Source organism: Serratia sp. CY82433 (genome assembly GCF_052166535.1).
Lineage (GTDB): Bacteria > Pseudomonadota > Gammaproteobacteria > Enterobacterales > Enterobacteriaceae > Serratia > Serratia sarumanii.
On sequence record NZ_JBJNOR010000002.1, the window covers coordinates 196951 to 212374 of the forward strand.

Annotated in this window: 13 protein-coding genes; 3 read left to right on the forward strand and 10 right to left on the reverse strand. The window is 58.7% G+C overall.

Going from position 1 to position 15424, the window contains the following annotated elements; all coding sequences use genetic code 11:
- Window positions 1-49 precede the first annotated feature (49 nt).
- Window positions 50-1015 carry an L-tyrosine isonitrile synthase gene (gene pvcA, locus ACJ8PI_RS14475; RefSeq protein ID WP_033637062.1) on the reverse strand — a complete coding sequence of 322 codons (966 nt, stop codon included), beginning with the start codon at window positions 1013-1015 and terminating at the stop codon, window positions 50-52.
- A gap of 211 nt (window positions 1016-1226) precedes the next feature.
- On the opposite strand from pvcA, the gene ACJ8PI_RS14480 reads away from it, so the two are divergent.
- A complete protein-coding gene (locus ACJ8PI_RS14480) occupies window positions 1227-2132 on the forward strand; it encodes a LysR family transcriptional regulator (RefSeq protein WP_223182365.1) in 906 nt (301 codons plus the stop codon).
- 274 nt (window positions 2133-2406) lie between these two features.
- On the opposite strand, the gene ispH is transcribed toward ACJ8PI_RS14480, so the two are convergent.
- From ispH to ribF, 5 genes are read right to left on the reverse strand one after another with little or no spacing between them, the layout of a single operon-like run.
- On the reverse strand, window positions 2407-3360 hold the full coding sequence (ispH, locus tag ACJ8PI_RS14485; protein ID WP_033637058.1) for a 4-hydroxy-3-methylbut-2-enyl diphosphate reductase: 954 nt from the start codon (window positions 3358-3360) through the stop codon (window positions 2407-2409).
- Window positions 3341-3811, reverse strand: a complete 471-nt coding sequence (gene fkpB, locus ACJ8PI_RS14490) for an FKBP-type peptidyl-prolyl cis-trans isomerase (protein ID WP_033637057.1) — start codon at window positions 3809-3811, stop codon at window positions 3341-3343. Before fkpB ends, ispH begins: the two co-directional genes overlap by 20 nt.
- Window position 3812: 1 nt before the next feature.
- Window positions 3813-4322, reverse strand: coding sequence for a signal peptidase II (gene lspA / locus ACJ8PI_RS14495; RefSeq protein ID WP_041033196.1), 510 nt, complete (start codon window positions 4320-4322; stop codon window positions 3813-3815).
- A gap of 13 nt (window positions 4323-4335) precedes the next feature.
- Window positions 4336-7152, reverse strand: coding sequence for an isoleucine--tRNA ligase (ileS, locus tag ACJ8PI_RS14500; RefSeq protein WP_049196019.1), 2817 nt, complete (start codon window positions 7150-7152; stop codon window positions 4336-4338).
- A 32-nt stretch (window positions 7153-7184) separates the two neighbouring features.
- Window positions 7185-8123 (reverse strand): bifunctional riboflavin kinase/FAD synthetase, encoded by a 939-nt coding sequence (gene ribF, locus ACJ8PI_RS14505; protein ID WP_033649147.1) that lies wholly within the window; start codon window positions 8121-8123, stop codon window positions 7185-7187.
- A 390-nt stretch (window positions 8124-8513) separates the two neighbouring features.
- Between ribF and rpsT the strand changes: the two genes are divergently transcribed.
- A complete protein-coding gene (gene rpsT / locus ACJ8PI_RS14510) occupies window positions 8514-8777 on the forward strand; it encodes a 30S ribosomal protein S20 (protein ID WP_004932960.1) in 264 nt (87 codons plus the stop codon).
- 71 nt (window positions 8778-8848) lie between these two features.
- Here the strand turns inward: rpsT and nhaR are convergent, their stop codons facing one another.
- The 4 genes from nhaR to dnaK all read right to left on the reverse strand — a co-directional run bounded on the left by nhaR (window position 8849) and on the right by dnaK (window position 14488).
- Window positions 8849-9748, reverse strand: a complete 900-nt coding sequence (gene nhaR / locus ACJ8PI_RS14515) for a transcriptional activator NhaR (RefSeq protein ID WP_004932962.1) — start codon at window positions 9746-9748, stop codon at window positions 8849-8851.
- 192 nt (window positions 9749-9940) lie between these two features.
- Complete coding sequence (gene nhaA, locus ACJ8PI_RS14520; protein WP_033649145.1) at window positions 9941-11107, reverse strand: Na+/H+ antiporter NhaA; 1167 nt, start codon at window positions 11105-11107, stop codon at window positions 9941-9943.
- Window positions 11108-11343: 236 nt separating this feature from the next.
- Complete coding sequence (dnaJ, locus tag ACJ8PI_RS14525) at window positions 11344-12468, reverse strand: molecular chaperone DnaJ (RefSeq protein ID WP_033637051.1); 1125 nt, start codon at window positions 12466-12468, stop codon at window positions 11344-11346.
- Window positions 12469-12574: 106 nt separating this feature from the next.
- On the reverse strand, window positions 12575-14488 hold the full coding sequence (gene dnaK, locus ACJ8PI_RS14530) for a molecular chaperone DnaK (RefSeq protein ID WP_004932972.1): 1914 nt from the start codon (window positions 14486-14488) through the stop codon (window positions 12575-12577).
- Between the two features lie 325 nt (window positions 14489-14813).
- Between dnaK and satP the strand changes: the two genes are divergently transcribed.
- Window positions 14814-15413: an acetate uptake transporter gene (satP, locus tag ACJ8PI_RS14535; protein WP_033638663.1), complete on the forward strand. Its 600-nt coding sequence runs from the start codon at window positions 14814-14816 to the stop codon at window positions 15411-15413.
- Window positions 15414-15424 lie beyond the last annotated feature (11 nt).

Below are 15424 nucleotides of genomic sequence, written 5' to 3' on the forward strand. Positions count from 1 at the left end.
GTCAAAAACGCGCCCGCCAGGATTTCGGGCGCAAAAGCCCGCCACGGCCTCAGGCCATCTGCGGTTGTTCGATCAGGTAATGGCTCGGCGTGCCGCGGATCTCCACCAGTTCGCCGTCCAGGCTCTGCGCGTCTTTACGCTTCATCAGCACGAACTGGCCGTTCACGTTGGCCGCCACGCCGTGCCACGGCGTCAGCCAGTCGTCTTTGGTCGGCATCATGTGGATGCCCATTTTCAGGCTGTCGGCCGGCTGCGGGTGAATCGACAGGCGGATCGCCGCCGGGAAATGCTGCGCCAGCAGGTTGCCCCAGGCCCAGCTGCGCTGGATCACGCCGCAGGCGCGTTGTTTGGCGTCTTTCTGCAGCGCGGCGTTGGAACCGCTGTAGCCCGGCAGCTGGCTGTCTTCATACAGGAAGCGCGTGATGGCGCGGTACAACAAGAGGCCCTGTTCGTCCTGCATCAGCTGTTGCTTGATCGCCTCTTCCGATTCGGCATAGCCCTCCACCAACAGCCGGCGCAGCAGATCGTAATCATCGGTATGCTCCGCCAGGCCTTTGACGTCGCCGAGGTTGAACACGCTCAGGTGCGTCGCACCCACTTCATGCAGCAGGCTTTCAATCTCACGCTGATAGTGGTTGATCGCTTCATCGCTGACGCGGATCAGATCGCCGAACACGTGGCCGTCGGAGCAGATAACGATATGCGCCCCCGGCGGGTAATAGAGTTGAATGCGCTGGCACAGCGAGTTGAGGAAGATCAGCGACAGCCGCTCCGCCATGTCCGGCACCGCGCCGATCACCTTGTTGGTGTTGGGCGACTTGGTGGGAAAAGCCGGCAGCACGAATTCGATACGTTGCTCGTTTTCAATGAATGCCCGAATGCGCGGCAATTGCACCTGAGTGACCCGCCGTTCTTCTTCAGCAATCGAGGTATCGTCACCGGGGAAGCGGCGGCGGTATTGCAATAATTCACGTAGGATTTTTAACGATATTTCTTCTTTCTGAGCGCTGTCCACAATGAGCTCCTGTTGCGATGTGGCGCGGGTGCATTATTGATAAGCGCAATAAGATTTATCAAAAAGAGAAAAAACTCTGCGAAATAATAATCAGCCCGGCGTTTATGTGCTTCAGGCAATATAGAAGAGATAGTGCTATATTATTAGCCCGTATAATTCACAATCTTGGTTAAGTTGTGCTTAACAAACTATGAGCAATATTTTAAAACGCATGGCCATTTTCTCAAAAGTGGTCGATTGCGGCGCATTCAGCATGGCGGCAAAAGAATTGGGCATGACGACTTCCGCCGTCAGCCAGCATATTCGCCAGTTGGAAGAACATCTGGGCATTCAATTACTGCTGCGCTCGACGCGCTCATTGAGTCTGACCGAAGCCGGACTGTGCTTTTATGAAGATTGCCTGCTGATGATCCACGCCGCCGAACGTGGCCAACAACGGATCGCCGCGCTGCGCGGCGAACTGGTCGGTGAGCTGCGCGTCGCCACCTCCACCGAATTCGCCACTCACTATCTGGTGCCGGCGCTGCAAAGTTTTCTCGACGAACATCCCCGTCTCACGCTGCGGCTGGAAATTCACGATGAGAAGATAGATCTCATCACGCAGCGCATCGATCTGGCGATACGCGGCGGCGTGCTGGCCGACTCCAGCTACGTTTCCACGCGGCTGGCGCGCTGCCGCGAAGTGCTGTGCGCCTCGCCGGCTTACCTGGCGCATCACGGCGTGCCGGATTCGCCACAGGCGCTGACGCACCACCAATGGGTCACCTTTACGCCGCTCGGCAACCCGCAGTTTGTCCGCCTGATCCATCGCAACGGCGGTGAACACCGCATGCGTATGACCGGGCGCTTGTTCACCAACAGCGGTATGGCGATGAAGGAGTTGGCGCTGACCGGCAAGGGTATCATTCGCAATTTCTTCGCCAACGTTGAACGTGAATTGCGCAGCGGCGAGCTGATTGAAATATTGCCCGATTGGCGGTTACCGGAAATTAATTGCTATGCCATTATGCCGCGCAGGGAGATCCAGCCATTAAAAGTCAGACGATTGCTTGAACATATGAAACTCTATTTGCAGGAGAAGGGATTAAGCCCCGTAGAACATATTCGGCAGGAATAAAATAAGAAACATCTGCAACATCTATTATTGTAATTATTGTAATCACCTTGCCAACACCGGGCCCCATTTAGATTGCAGCCTAATGATATTTTTATTAATGACTTTTCGCCAGCCTATATAATTAATCACATCGACGTTATTTCAAATACTCAGAATAAATTTGACTTTAGTTAGCAGAAAATTTGAATATGCATGGAACATTATTTTTTTACGCGGCGCGCTTTCCAAAAAAAACGGGAAGCCTAAGCTCCCCGTTGTCATCCGCCGGCGCATGTCAGTCGATCTGACGAACGTCCACGCGCAGCTCTTTAGGCACTTCAAACACGATGTTCTCTTCACGCCCGCTGATTTCATGCACGTCCAGGCCACCCAGCGCTTTCAGGCGAGAGATCACCTCCTGCACCAGCACGTCCGGTGCCGAGGCGCCGGCGGTAACGCCGATATTGCGCGCTTCGCTCAGCCAGCTTTCCTGAATATCCGCCGCCGAGTCGATCAGATAAGCCGGTTTGCCGACGCGCTGCGCCAGTTCCGCCAGACGGTTGGAGTTGGAGGAGTTCTTCGACCCCACCACCAGCACCACGTCCGCATCGCCGGCCAGGTTGCGCACCGCTTCCTGACGGTTGGTGGTGGCGTAGCAGATATCATCCTTACGTGGCCCGATAATTTTCGGGAAACGCTGACGCAAGGCGTCGATCACGTCCGAGGTATCATCCACCGACAGCGTGGTCTGCGTCATGAAGCACAGGTTGTTTTCGTCTTTCACCTGCAGCTTCCACACGTCTTCCGGCGATTCGACCAGGTACATGCCACCCTGCGGGTTGCTGTACTGGCCCATGGTACCTTCCACCTCCGGGTGCCCGGCGTGGCCGATCAGGATCGCTTCGGTGCCGCGGCGGCTGGCGCGCGCTACTTCCATATGCACCTTGGTCACCAGCGGGCAAGTGGCGTCGAACAGCATGGTCAGATCGCGCGCCTTGGCTTCGGCGCGCACCGCCTGAGAAACGCCGTGCGCCGAGAAGATCAGGATAGAGCCGTCCGGCACTTCGGCTATCTCTTCGATAAACACCGCGCCGCGCTCACGCAGGCTGTCGACCACGTAGCGGTTGTGCACCACTTCATGCCGCACGTAGATCGGCGCGCCATACAGTTCCAGCGCGCGTTCCACGATGCTGATCGCACGATCAACCCCGGCGCAGAAGCCGCGCGGGTTAGCCAGCAATATTTGCATGCATCTCCTCCTGCTGCGGATCGATCTCCAGCACTTCGATATCGAAGGTCACCGGATGGCCCGCCAGCGGATGGTTGAAATCGACGGTGATCGAATCTTCCGCCACCGCGCGCACCACGCCCGGCATTTCACTGCCGTCGATGGCGGTAAACAGCATGATGGTGCCCACGTCCGGCACGCCGGTTTCCGCGAAGTCGCGGCGCGAGAAGAACTGAACCAGATCCGGGTTCTCCGCGCCGAACGCCGCTTCCGGCTGCAGGGTAAAGGCGCATTTGTCGCCCGCGCGCAGGCCGAGCAGCTGCGCCTCCAGCGGCGCCGACAGGCTGCCGTCACCCAGGCGGAACAGCGCCGGCTTGCCGCTGCTGCGGGTGGATTCGGCGGTCGAACCGTCTTCCAGTTTCAGCGTAAAGTGAACCAGCACCGCGCTGTCACTGATAACCTGAGCCGTCATATTACTCACCTTTACTCTTTGCGCTTTTGTTCGCCGGCGACAGGAAACCTTCCAGCACGATCATCGCCGCGCCCACGCAGATAAAGCTGTCCGCCAGGTTGAAGGTCGGGTAGTGCCAGTCACCGACGTAGAAGTCGATGAAATCGACCACGAAACCGTGCCACAGGCGGTCGAACAGATTGCCCAGCGCCCCGCCGATGATAAAGGCGTAGGCGATGTTGTTCAGCTTCTGCTGCGCCGCACTGCGGTACATCATCACCAGCAGCACCGCAACGATGGCGATGGCGATGCCGGCGAAGAACCAGCGCTGCCAGCCGCCGTGATCGGCGAGGAAGCTGAACGCGGCGCCGTAGTTGCGCGCGTAAAACAGGTTGAACGACGGGATCAATGGCTGGGACTGGCCCAGCGTAAAGTTAGCGAGGATCCACTGCTTGCTGCCGAAATCCAGCGCCAGCACCGCCACCACAACCCACAGCCAACGCAGGCCGGTCGAACAAATTGATTTACTCATCAGGCGCGAGTTCTCAGGCAAAGTTACGCTTCTCGCCGTCACCGGCGACGTTGCTTACACAGCGGCCGCAGATGTCTGCATGCTCCGCCACCAGGCCGATATCGGTGGTGTAATGCCAGCAGCGCGGGCACTTCTCACCCGGTGCCGTGCTGAAGGCGATCTTCAGCCCTTTCAGCAGCTCGGAAGCCTGCGCGTCAGCCGGCGCCTCCGCCAATGGCGCCACGCTCGCCGCAGAGGTCAGCAGCACGAAGCGCAGCTCATCCTGCAGGCTGTTCAGGCGCGCCGCCAGCTCGCTGTCGGCATACAGCGTTACCGCCGCTTCCAGCGAACCGCCGAGGCGTTTGTCGGCACGCGCCTGCTCCAGCACCTTGTTCACTTCGCCGCGCACTTTCAGCAGCTCGGCCCAGAAAGCGTCGTTCATCGGCTCGCCTTCCGCCAGCCCGAACAGGCCGTCGTACCACTCTTCGGTGAACACGTACTGCGCGCGCTTGCCCGGCATGAAGCCCCAGATCTCGTCCGCAGTGAACGACATGATCGGCGCCATCCAGCGCACCAGCGCTTCCACGATGTGATACAGCGCGGTCTGGCAGCTGCGGCGGGCGACGCTGTCGCTCTTCGCGGTGTACTGACGATCCTTGATGATATCCAGGTAGAAGGAGCCCATCTCGACCGAGCAGAACTGCATCAGACGCTGCACCACTTCGTGGAAATCGTAGTTGGCGTAAGCCTGCTCGATATCCTGCTGCGCCGCCAGCGCACGGCCGACCGCCCAGCGGTCCAGCACCACCATGTCTTCCGGTGCCACGCAATCGGTGCTCGGCTCGAACCCGTTCAGGTTGGCCAGCAGGAAGCGCGCGGTGTTGCGGATGCGGCGATAAGAGTCGGCGGAACGCTTGAGGATCTCGTCGGACACCGCAATCTCGCCGGTGTAATCGGTCGACGCCACCCACAGGCGCAGAATGTCGCCGCCCAGCTTGTTCATCACGTCCTGCGGGCTGACGGTGTTGCCGATCGACTTGGACATCTTGCGGCCCTGGCCGTCAACGGTGAAGCCGTGGGTCAGCACTTCTTTATAAGGCGCCTTGCCTTTCATCGCGGTGGAGATCATCAGCGATGACATGAACCAGCCGCGGTGTTGGTCGGAGCCTTCCAGATACATGTCGGCGCTGTGGCCGTGGAACTCAGGACGCACGTCGACCACCGAAGCGTGGGTGGAACCAGAGTCGAACCACACGTCCAGCGTATCCGGCACTTTCACGTAGTCGGCGGCGTCCGCGCCGAGGATGTCGGCGGCGTCCAGATCCCACCAAGCCTGAATGCCGTCTTGCTCGACGCGCTTGGCCACTTCTTCCATCAGCTCAACGCTGCGCGGGTGCAGCTGCTCGGTTTCTTTATGCACGAACAGCGACATCGGCACGCCCCAGGTGCGCTGACGCGAGATGCACCAGTCCGGGCGGTTGGCCACCATCATTTCGATGCGCGCCTGACCCCAATCCGGGATCCACTGCACGCCTTTGATCTCTTCCAGCGACTGCTGACGCAGGCCTTTCTGATCCATGCTGATGAACCATTGCGGCGTGGCGCGGAAGATGATCGGCGTCTTGTGGCGCCAGCAGCACGGGTAGCTGTGCAGGAACTTCTCGACGTGCAGCAGCGCACCTTTCTCACGCAGCAGGTCGACGATCAGATCGTTGGCCTTGAAGACGAACTTGCCGTCCAGCAGCGGATGGGTACCGGTCAGGTAGCAGCCGTTCGGCCCTACCGGGTTGGCGATCTCCAGACCGTATTTTTGGCTGATGACGAAGTCATCCGGACCGTGGCCACCTGCGGTATGCACCGCACCGGTACCGGCGTCCAGCGTCACGTGCTCGCCCATAATGGCCGGCACGTCGAAGCCCATAAACGGGTGTTTGAAGCGCAGCAGCTCCAGATCGGCGCCTTTGCAGCTGCCCAGCACCGCCCATTCGGTGATGCCGGCGCGTTTCATCACGCTTTCCACCAGCTCGGCCGCCAGGATCAGGCACTGGCCGTCAACCTGCACCAGCTGATAGGTGAAGTCCGGGTGCAGCGAGATCGCGCGGTTGGCCGGCAGGGTCCACGGGGTGGTGGTCCAGATAACCAGGGAGATGGCGCCGCTGAAGTTGCTCACGCCGAACTTGGCCGCCACGGCAGCCGCGTCGGCCGCATGGAAAGTCACGTCGATCGACGGCGAAGTCTTGTCGTAATACTCCACTTCCGCTTCCGCCAGCGACGATCCGCAGTCGGTGCACCAGTGAACCGGCTTGGCGCCTTTCAGCAGGTGGCCGTTGCTGATGATCTTGCCCAGCGCGCGGATGATGTTGGCTTCGGTTTTGAAGTCCATGGTCAGGTACGGACGATCCCAGTCGCCCAGCACGCCCAGGCGGATGAAGTCCTTTTTCTGGCCTTCAACCTGCTCGGCCGCGTACTCGCGGCACTTCTGGCGGAACTCGGCCGCCGTCAGCTTCTCGCCCGGTTTGCCGTACAGCTGTTCAACCTTCAGTTCGATAGGCAGGCCGTGGCAGTCCCAACCCGGCACATAAGGCGAGTCGAAGCCGGCCATCCCTTTCGACTTGATGATAATGTCTTTGAGAATCTTGTTAACCGAGTGACCAATGTGAATGCTGCCGTTCGCATACGGAGGGCCGTCATGCAAAATGAAGGTTTTTTTGCCCTTTTTGGCAGTACGAATAATCCCGTACAGATCCTGTTCATACCAACGTTGCAGCATGCCAGGTTCGCGCTTGGCGAGATCGCCGCGCATCGGGAACCCTGTTTCCGGCAAGTTCAGGGTATTCTTGTAGTCACTCATTAGATTCTCGGTTCCGTTTTCGGCTATAGAGATTAAACCGGTGTCTGTAGCCCGAAGAACTTCCGGGCCGTCACCACATCATTGGCGATTTGCTGCTTCAGGGCATCGAGCGAAGCAAACCGCTGTTCATTGCGCAATTTTGCGCGGAGCACCACCTCAATATGGCGCCCGTAAAGATCCATTGTGACATCCAGCAGATGCACTTCCAGCTGCTGGCGCACGCCGGCGACGGTCGGGCGCGTACCGATATTGGCCACGCCCGGCAGCGGCTGCGGCCCCAGGCCGTACACTTCCACCGCATACACCCCTTTCACCGGCGCCACCAGGCGCTTGAGCGGCAGGTTGGCGGTCGGGAAGCCGATGGTGCGGCCCAGCTCGTCGCCATGCACCACGCGCCCGGAGATGCTGTACGGGTGGCCCAGCAGGGTCTCCGCCAGCGGCAGATCGTCCTCACTCAGCGCGGTGCGGATCGCGGTGCTGCTGATGCGCCGATCGCCTTCGCGGAAGGTCGGGGTGCTGACCACCTCGAAGCCGTACTCTTTTCCGGCCTGCTGCAATAGCGGAAAATCGCCCTGGCGCCCGGCGCCAAAGCGAAAATCATCCCCCACCATCAGGAATTTGACGCCCAGTTTTTCCACCAGCAGCTCGGCGACGAACGCCTGCGCGGTGTTGGCGGCAAAACGCGGATCGAACTTGACGCAGAGCAGGTAATCGACGCCCGCCTGCGCCAGGTAGTTGGCCTTGTCGCGCAGGCGCGTCAAGCGGGCCGGCGCCTTGTCTGCGGCGAACATCTCCAGCGGCTGCGGCTCAAAGATCATGACCATCACCGGCAGCCCGAGGCGTTGCCCTTGTTGCTTCAACTGCTCCAGCAACGCCTGATGACCGCGATGCACGCCGTCAAAGTTGCCGATGGTGAGCACGCAACCATGGTGGCGCGCCCGGATATTGTGAATGCCGCGAATTAGCTCCATAGCTGGCTCAAAACAGTGGAAATCGGCGGATTATACCTTGTACAGCCGGTAAGGTTAACCCGCGATTGGTGCCTTTATGTAATAGACACACCATACCGGAGATAATCTGCGCGTGAAACGGCTTCGCCGCAGTTTATCCGGCGCCGCCGGGCCGATTCTCGACCGCAGCCAACGGCTTGCGCCCGCCGCGGCAAAACATTGGCGAATTTTCTCGCGAAACACTGTATTCCCAAGAGCGAAGCTGGTAAAATCCTGCGCCATCACAACGTAGCGAGTGCCGCCTGTACAAACGGCGCTTATTTGCACAAATCCATTGACAAACGAAGGCTAAAAGGGCATATTCCTCGGCCTTTGAATTGTCCTCAATAGAATATATTTGGGAGTTGGACCTTGGCTAATATCAAATCAGCTAAGAAACGCGCCGTACAGTCTGAGAAACGCCGCAAGCATAACGCAAGCCGTCGCTCAATGGTGCGTACCTTCATCAAGAAGGTAGACGCAGCTATCGCAGCTGGCGACAAAGAAGCAGCACAAAATGCATTCCTGGTAATGCAGCCACTGGTGGACCGTCAGGCAGCTAAAGGCCTGATCCACAAAAACAAAGCAGCGCGTCATAAGTCAAACCTGACTGCACGCATCAACGCAATGCAATAAGCATTTCGTTATCTGCTTGATAAAAAAACCGGCTCAGGCCGGTTTTTTTACGTCCTGCGTTCAGTGAACCGCTAGCAGGAAAACAGCGCAGAAAAATCTTTGTTGCACACGCGCTGCACCGCCGGATGCTGGATCATGCGTTCGGCGAAGATGATGTAATACTCCTCCTGCACGCTGTCGATGCGCCCAATCTCCACCACGTTGTCATCGTTGTAGGTATCCTGCGCATACAGCGTCGGCGCCACGAAAATCGCATTGTGATACATGCCGAAGGCCTTCATCAGCGCCGCATCGTCGAACTCGCCCAGGATCTCCACCTGAATGCCCTGCGTATTGAACCAGTTGAGCAGCTTGCGCCCCAGCATCGAGCGGCGGCCGGGGATCAGCAGTTTGCGCTGCTCCAGACAAGCCGGGAACGGCAGCTCCGGCGCCGGCTGGCGGCAGAAGAAGCTGATGCCGCACTCGCCCAGCTTCAGCGAGAACAGCCCTTCCTGCTGGCTGGAGTCCACCGGACAATCCGACAGGATCATATCCAGCTTGTGCTGGCTGAGCTGCTCCAGCAGCATCTCGTGCGTCGATTCAAAGCAACGCAGGTGGATCTGTTCGTTGTCCACCACCACCGCCGTTTCCAATACCTGGCTGACCAGGCGCTTCGACAGCGCATCGGCCACGCCGACGTCGAACAGCAGATTCGACTCTTTGCGGTAGTTGACGATATCCAGCATTTCCTGGCTGAGCATAAACATCTTGTCGGCATAACGAAACACCAGTTGCCCCAGCTCCGAAGGCACCAACCCGCGCCCCTGGCGTTTGAACAGCTTGCCGTCCAACCGCTCTTCCAGCGCTTTGATCTGGCCGGTGATGGTCTGCGGCGTCAGAAACAACGCTTCGGCGGCACCGACCACGGAACCGGCCTTGCAGACCTGCCAGAAATAGTAAAGGTGATTAAAGTTGATATGCGACATCCTCACGAGCGGCTCTCCTTAACAACGTTTCGCAGCGGCAAACGGTGTGCCGTGACGAGCGACAAACTTCCTTTCCCTGCTTCAGACAACGTATAGCCCCATTAGTCCCAACGAACAACGGCCGAAGCTGCACATATTTTATACCGTGCAGCTCCGACCAGCCATTTTATTATGTGCCCTTACCCGGCACATTCAGGATTAACGTACGCGCGGCAACGCCAGACGCAGCAATCCATACCCTACCACCGCCGCAGCGGTGGAGCCCAACAAGATCCCCAGGCGGGAATAGGTGCTGAGCGCCGCATCCGCATCGCCGAACGCCAGCGAGGCGATAAAAATCGACATGGTGAAACCAATGCCGCAGAGCACCGAAACGGCAAACACCTGTTTGAAGCCGATGCCTTCAGGCAAACGGGCGATGCCCATTTTCACCGCCAGCAGGCTGAAGAGGAAAATCCCCAGCGGCTTACCGATAAACAGGCCGGCCGCAATCCCAACCGGCAGCAGCGACGTCAATCCTTCCAGCGATACGCCCTGCAAAGAAACCCCGGCGTTGGCGAAAGCGAACAGCGGCAGGATCATAAACGCAACCCAGGGGTGCAGCTCATGTTCCAGCGTTTCCGACGGCGACGGCCCCTTCTTCACGTTCAGCGGGATCATAAAGCCGACGATCACCCCGGCCAGCGTCGCATGCACCCCGGACTTGAGGATCGCTACCCACAACACCAGGCCGACCATCATATACAGCGAGGTTTTACCCACGCCACGCCAGTTCATTACCGCCAATAGCACCGTCGCCGCCGCCGCCACGCCCAGCGCCACCATCGACACTTCGTGGGTGTAGAACAGCGCGATGATGATAATCACGCCCAGGTCATCGATGATCGCCAACGCCAGCAGGAACACTTTCAGGCTGGTCGGCACCCGGTTGCCCAGCAGCGCCATTACGCCCAGCGCGAAGGCGATATCGGTCGCGGCCGGGATCGCCCAGCCCTGGCGGGTGACTTCATCCGCGCCGTTGAACAGCAGGTAAATCAGCGCCGGCGCCAGCATGCCCCCCAGCGCGGCGATCGCCGGAAACACCGCCTTGTCGCGCCCGGACAGTGAGCCTTGCATCAACTCGCGCTTAACCTCCAGCCCCACCACCAGGAAGAAGATGGCCATCAGGCCATCGTTGATCCACAGCAGCAGCGGCTTGGCGATCTCCAGCGAAGCAATCTTCACCATCACCGGCAGGTTAAGGAATGCCTGATAGATCCCCTGCGCCGGGGTGTTGGCCATGATCAGGGCGACGATTGCCGCCGCGATCAGAATGATGCCGCCCGCAGCTTCCTGACGTAAAAATTGACGAATGATATTGGTCACAGTACGTCTCTCCAAATCTGTGCAGGGCGTAGCGCCCTGCAAACCACAGTCATGAAGTGAGTATAGAGGGCGTTTTAGTTCGAAAAAATAAGTTTATAAATGCTAAATAGCTCGATAAAACCGATCAAAAGCACGAATAAGTCACATTATTTATAGGGGATTGGGGGCGTGGCGTGCAAATAAAAACCCCGGGACAAACGCCCGGGGTTAGAACATAAACCAACAGAAACAGCAGGTTAGCGAGTCAGATCGTCAAAGAACTTTTTCACCCCGTCGAAGAAGCTCTTCGAACGCGGGCTGTTCTTGTCACCGGACGGGCCACCCAGGCTCTCTTCCAGCTCACGCAGCAGCTGCTTCTGCTTGTCGTTCAGATTGACCGGGGTTTCCACCACCACGCGGCACAGCAGGTCGCCCTGGCTGCCGCCACGCACCGATTTCACACCCTTGCCGCGCATGCGGAACAGCTTGCCGGTTTGGGTCTCCGAAGGCACCTTCAGTTTCACCCGGCCGTCCAGCGTCGGCACTTCAATCTCGCCGCCCAGCGCCGCCATGGCGAAGTTGATCGGCACTTCACAGTACAGGTTATTGCCTTCACGCTCGAAGATCGGGTGCGCCTTCACCTGCACCTGAACGTACAGATCGCCCGCCGGTGCGCCGTGCTCGCCGGCTTCGCCTTCACCCGCCAGGCGGATGCGGTCGCCGGTATCGACGCCGGCCGGAATTTTCACCGACAGCGTTTTGGATTTCTCTACCCGGCCGTGGCCGTGGCACTTGTTGCACGGATCTTTGATGATCTGACCGCGGCCATGGCAGTGCGGACACGCCTGCTGCACGGTGAAGAAGCCCTGGCGCATCTGCACCTGGCCCTGGCCGTGACAGGTTGGGCAGGTCACCGGCGAGCTGCCCGGCTTGGCGCCGCTGCCGTGGCAGACGTCGCACTCTTCCAGCGTCGGGATGCGGATCTCTTTGGTGACGCCACGTACCGCTTCCTCGAGGGTCAGCTCCATGTTATAGCGCAGATCGGAACCGCGGCTGGCGCGCTGACGGCGGCCTCCGCCGAAGATGTCGCCAAACACGTCGCCAAAGATATCACTGAAGTCGGCACCGCCGCCAAAGCCGCCGCCGCCCATGCCGCCCTGTTCAAAGGCCGCGTGCCCATACTGGTCGTAGGCCGCGCGTTTCTGGTCGTCGGTCAGGACTTCATAAGCTTCTTTAACTTCTTTAAACTTGATTTCGGCGTCTTGTTCCTGGTTGCGGTCAGGATGGTATTTCATCGCCAGGCGTTTGTACGCCTTTTTGATCTCACGTTCATCCGCCGTCTTGCTGACGCCGAGAATCTCGTAATAGTCTTTCTTCGCCATTCTTTTGCTTACCCTTAACATGCGTGCACGGGCGCAGAGTTGCCTCGACGCCCGTGCTGGTTTCCGGGAACGGCACCTCGGCCGCCCCGTGCCCGCTTAAGGGCGATTATTTTTTGTCTTTAACTTCTTCGAACTCAGCGTCAACCACGTCGTCGTCTTTCTGCGCCGCGTTGTCCGCGCCGGCGTCAGCACCCTGCTGAGCCTGCTGCGCCTGAGCCATTTCCAGCAGTTTGCCGGAAACCTGCACCAGAGCCTGAGTCTTCGCTTCGATCTCGGCTTTGTCTTCGCCTTTCACCGCCGCTTCCAGATCTTTCAGCGCCGCTTCGATCGCCGTTTTGTCTTCCGCCGGCAGTTTGTCGCCCGCTTCTTCCAGCTGCTTGCGCGTGCCGTGGATCAGGTGATCCGCCTGGTTACGCGTCTGCACCAGCTCTTCGAACTTGCGGTCAGCTTCAGCGTTCAGCTCGGCGTCGCGCACCATTTTCTGGATTTCGTCTTCGTTCAGGCCAGAAGATGCCTTGATGGTGATCTTCTGCTCACGGCCGGTGTTCTTGTCTTTGGCGGACACGTGCAGGATGCCGTCGGCATCGATATCGAAGGTCACTTCGATCTGCGCCATGCCGCGCGGTGCCGCCTGGATGCCGTCCAGGTTGAACTGGCCCAGAGATTTGTTATCGCTGGCGCGCTTACGCTCACCCTGCAGCACATGGATGGTTACCGCAGACTGGTTGTCTTCAGCGGTAGAGAACACCTGGCTGTGCTTGGTCGGGATCGTGGTGTTTTTGGTGATCAGCGGCGTCATCACGCTGCCCATGGTTTCGATACCCAGCGACAGCGGGGTCACGTCCAGCAGCAGAACGTCCTTCACATCACCGGCCAACACGCCGCCCTGTACCGCCGCGCCCACGGCAACCGCTTCGTCCGGGTTCACGTCTTTACGCGGTTCTTTGCCGAAGAAGTCTGCGACTTTCTTCTGCACCATTGGCATACGGGTCTGGCCGCCCACCAGGATCACGTCCTGAATGTCGGAAACCGACAGGCCTGCGTCTTTCAGCGCCACTTTCAGCGGCTCGATAGAGCGCGCAACCAGATCTTCAACCAGCGACTCGAGTTTGGCGCGAGTCACTTTGATGTTCATGTGTTTTGGACCGGTCGCGTCTGCAGTGATGTACGGCAGGTTAACGTCGGTCTGCTGAGCGGAAGACAGTTCGATCTTCGCTTTCTCAGCGGCTTCTTTCAGGCGCTGCATCGCCAACGGATCGTTGCGCAGATCGATACCCTGATCTTTCTTGAACTCTTCCACCAGGTAGTTGATCAGACGGCTGTCGAAGTCTTCGCCACCCAGGTGGGTGTCACCGTTGGTCGCCAGCACTTCGAAGGTTTTTTCGCCGTCAACGTCGTCGATTTCGATGATGGAGATATCGAAAGTACCGCCGCCCAGGTCATAAACCGCGATGGTGCGGTTGCCGACTTCTTTGTCCAGGCCGTAGGCCAGGGCCGCAGCGGTCGGTTCGTTGATGATGCGTTTTACTTCCAGACCCGCGATGCGGCCGGCGTCTTTGGTCGCCTGACGCTGGGCGTCGTTGAAGTAAGCCGGTACGGTGATAACCGCTTCAGTTACCGGTTCGCCCAGGTAATCTTCCGCCGTTTTCTTCATTTTTTTCAGCACTTCCGCAGAGATCTGCGGCGGAGCCATTTTCTGGCCTTTCACTTCCAGCCAGGCGTCGCCGTTGTCGGCTTCGACGATTTTGTACGGCATGATCGCTTTGTCGCGCTGCGCTTCTTCATCCTGGAAGCGGCGACCGATCAGGCGCTTGATGGCGAACAGGGTGTTTTCAGGGTTGGTCACTGCCTGACGCTTAGCCGGCTGGCCAACCAGAGTTTCACCGTCCTGGGTATATGCGATAATAGAAGGAGTGGTGCGGTCGCCCTCGGCGTTTTCCAGCACGCGTGCCTTGGCACCATCCATAATTGCTACGCAAGAGTTGGTAGTACCCAGGTCGATACCAATAATTTTGCCCATCTAAACGTCTCCACTAAAAAATTCATAATCAGTCAGGTTGCTAACCTATATGCGGGCGATTTTTTGCTTTTCAACTGCCCGATATCTCAGTGCGACCCGCGGTTAGCAGCTGCGGTTGCAAATAAGATGGGGCCATCCAATCCGGCATCAAGGGGCAAGGCGAAAAAAATTTCTTTTTTTTATCGTCATTCAGATCATTGTTTCCGGCTGCGGGGATCATTATGATGCGCGCGCTCTGGTGGAAAACTTCGATTTTTTGGCCATTCAGACCATTTATTATTTTACTTCGCTGTTTCCGTTAATTTTCTGTTATCGCAGAGGACTTATGCACACCAACAAGTTGGCGAATCCCGGCCCTCTCGGCCTGATGGGCTTCGGGATGACCACCGTCTTGCTGAACCTGCACAACGCGGGCTTTTTCCCACTGAACTCCGCCATCATCAGCATGGGGATTTTCTTCGGTGGCCTGGCCCAGATCCTGGCCGGTCTGCTGGAATACAAGAAGGGCAACACCTTCGGCATGACCGCTTTCACCGCCTACGGCAGCTTCTGGCTGAGCCTGGTCGGCCTGCTGCTGCTGCCGCGTCTGGGCCTGGCTGAGGCCACCGAGGCGCACGTGCTGGGCATCTACCTGGCGCTGTGGGGCATCTTCACCCTGTTCATGTTCTTCGGCACCCTGGGCGCCAACCGCGTACTGCAGTTCGTGTTCGCCAGCCTCACGCTGCTGTTCGCCCTGCTGGCCGTCGGCAACATCACCGGCAACCACGCGCTGCTGACCTTCGCCGGTTATGAAGGCATCATCTGCGGCGCCAGCGCCATTTACCTGGCGATGGCCGAAGTGCTCAACGAGCAATACGGCCGCACCGTGCTGCCGATTGGCGAACCGGCCCCGGCCCGCGTCGCGACCTCACCGGTCACCGCATAATCGCCCTTCCC

Bases quoted from the DNA above. Each gene is read 5' to 3' on its own strand.
- ribF (WP_033649147.1), bottom strand. From the start codon at position 8,123: ATGGAGCTAATTCGCGGCATTCACAATATCCGGGCGCGCCACCATGGT.
- ACJ8PI_RS14480 (WP_223182365.1), top strand. From the start codon at position 1,227: ATGGCCATTTTCTCAAAAGTGGTCGATTGCGGCGCATTCAGCATGGCG.
- dnaJ (WP_033637051.1), bottom strand. From the start codon at position 12,468: ATGGCGAAGAAAGACTATTACGAGATTCTCGGCGTCAGCAAGACGGCG.
- ispH (WP_033637058.1), bottom strand. From the start codon at position 3,360: ATGCAAATATTGCTGGCTAACCCGCGCGGCTTCTGCGCCGGGGTTGAT.
- satP (WP_033638663.1), top strand. From the start codon at position 14,814: ATGCACACCAACAAGTTGGCGAATCCCGGCCCTCTCGGCCTGATGGGC.
- lspA (WP_041033196.1), bottom strand. From the start codon at position 4,322: ATGAGTAAATCAATTTGTTCGACCGGCCTGCGTTGGCTGTGGGTTGTG.
- dnaK (WP_004932972.1), bottom strand. From the start codon at position 14,488: ATGGGCAAAATTATTGGTATCGACCTGGGTACTACCAACTCTTGCGTA.
- ileS (WP_049196019.1), bottom strand. From the start codon at position 7,152: ATGAGTGACTACAAGAATACCCTGAACTTGCCGGAAACAGGGTTCCCG.
- fkpB (WP_033637057.1), bottom strand. From the start codon at position 3,811: ATGACGGCTCAGGTTATCAGTGACAGCGCGGTGCTGGTTCACTTTACG.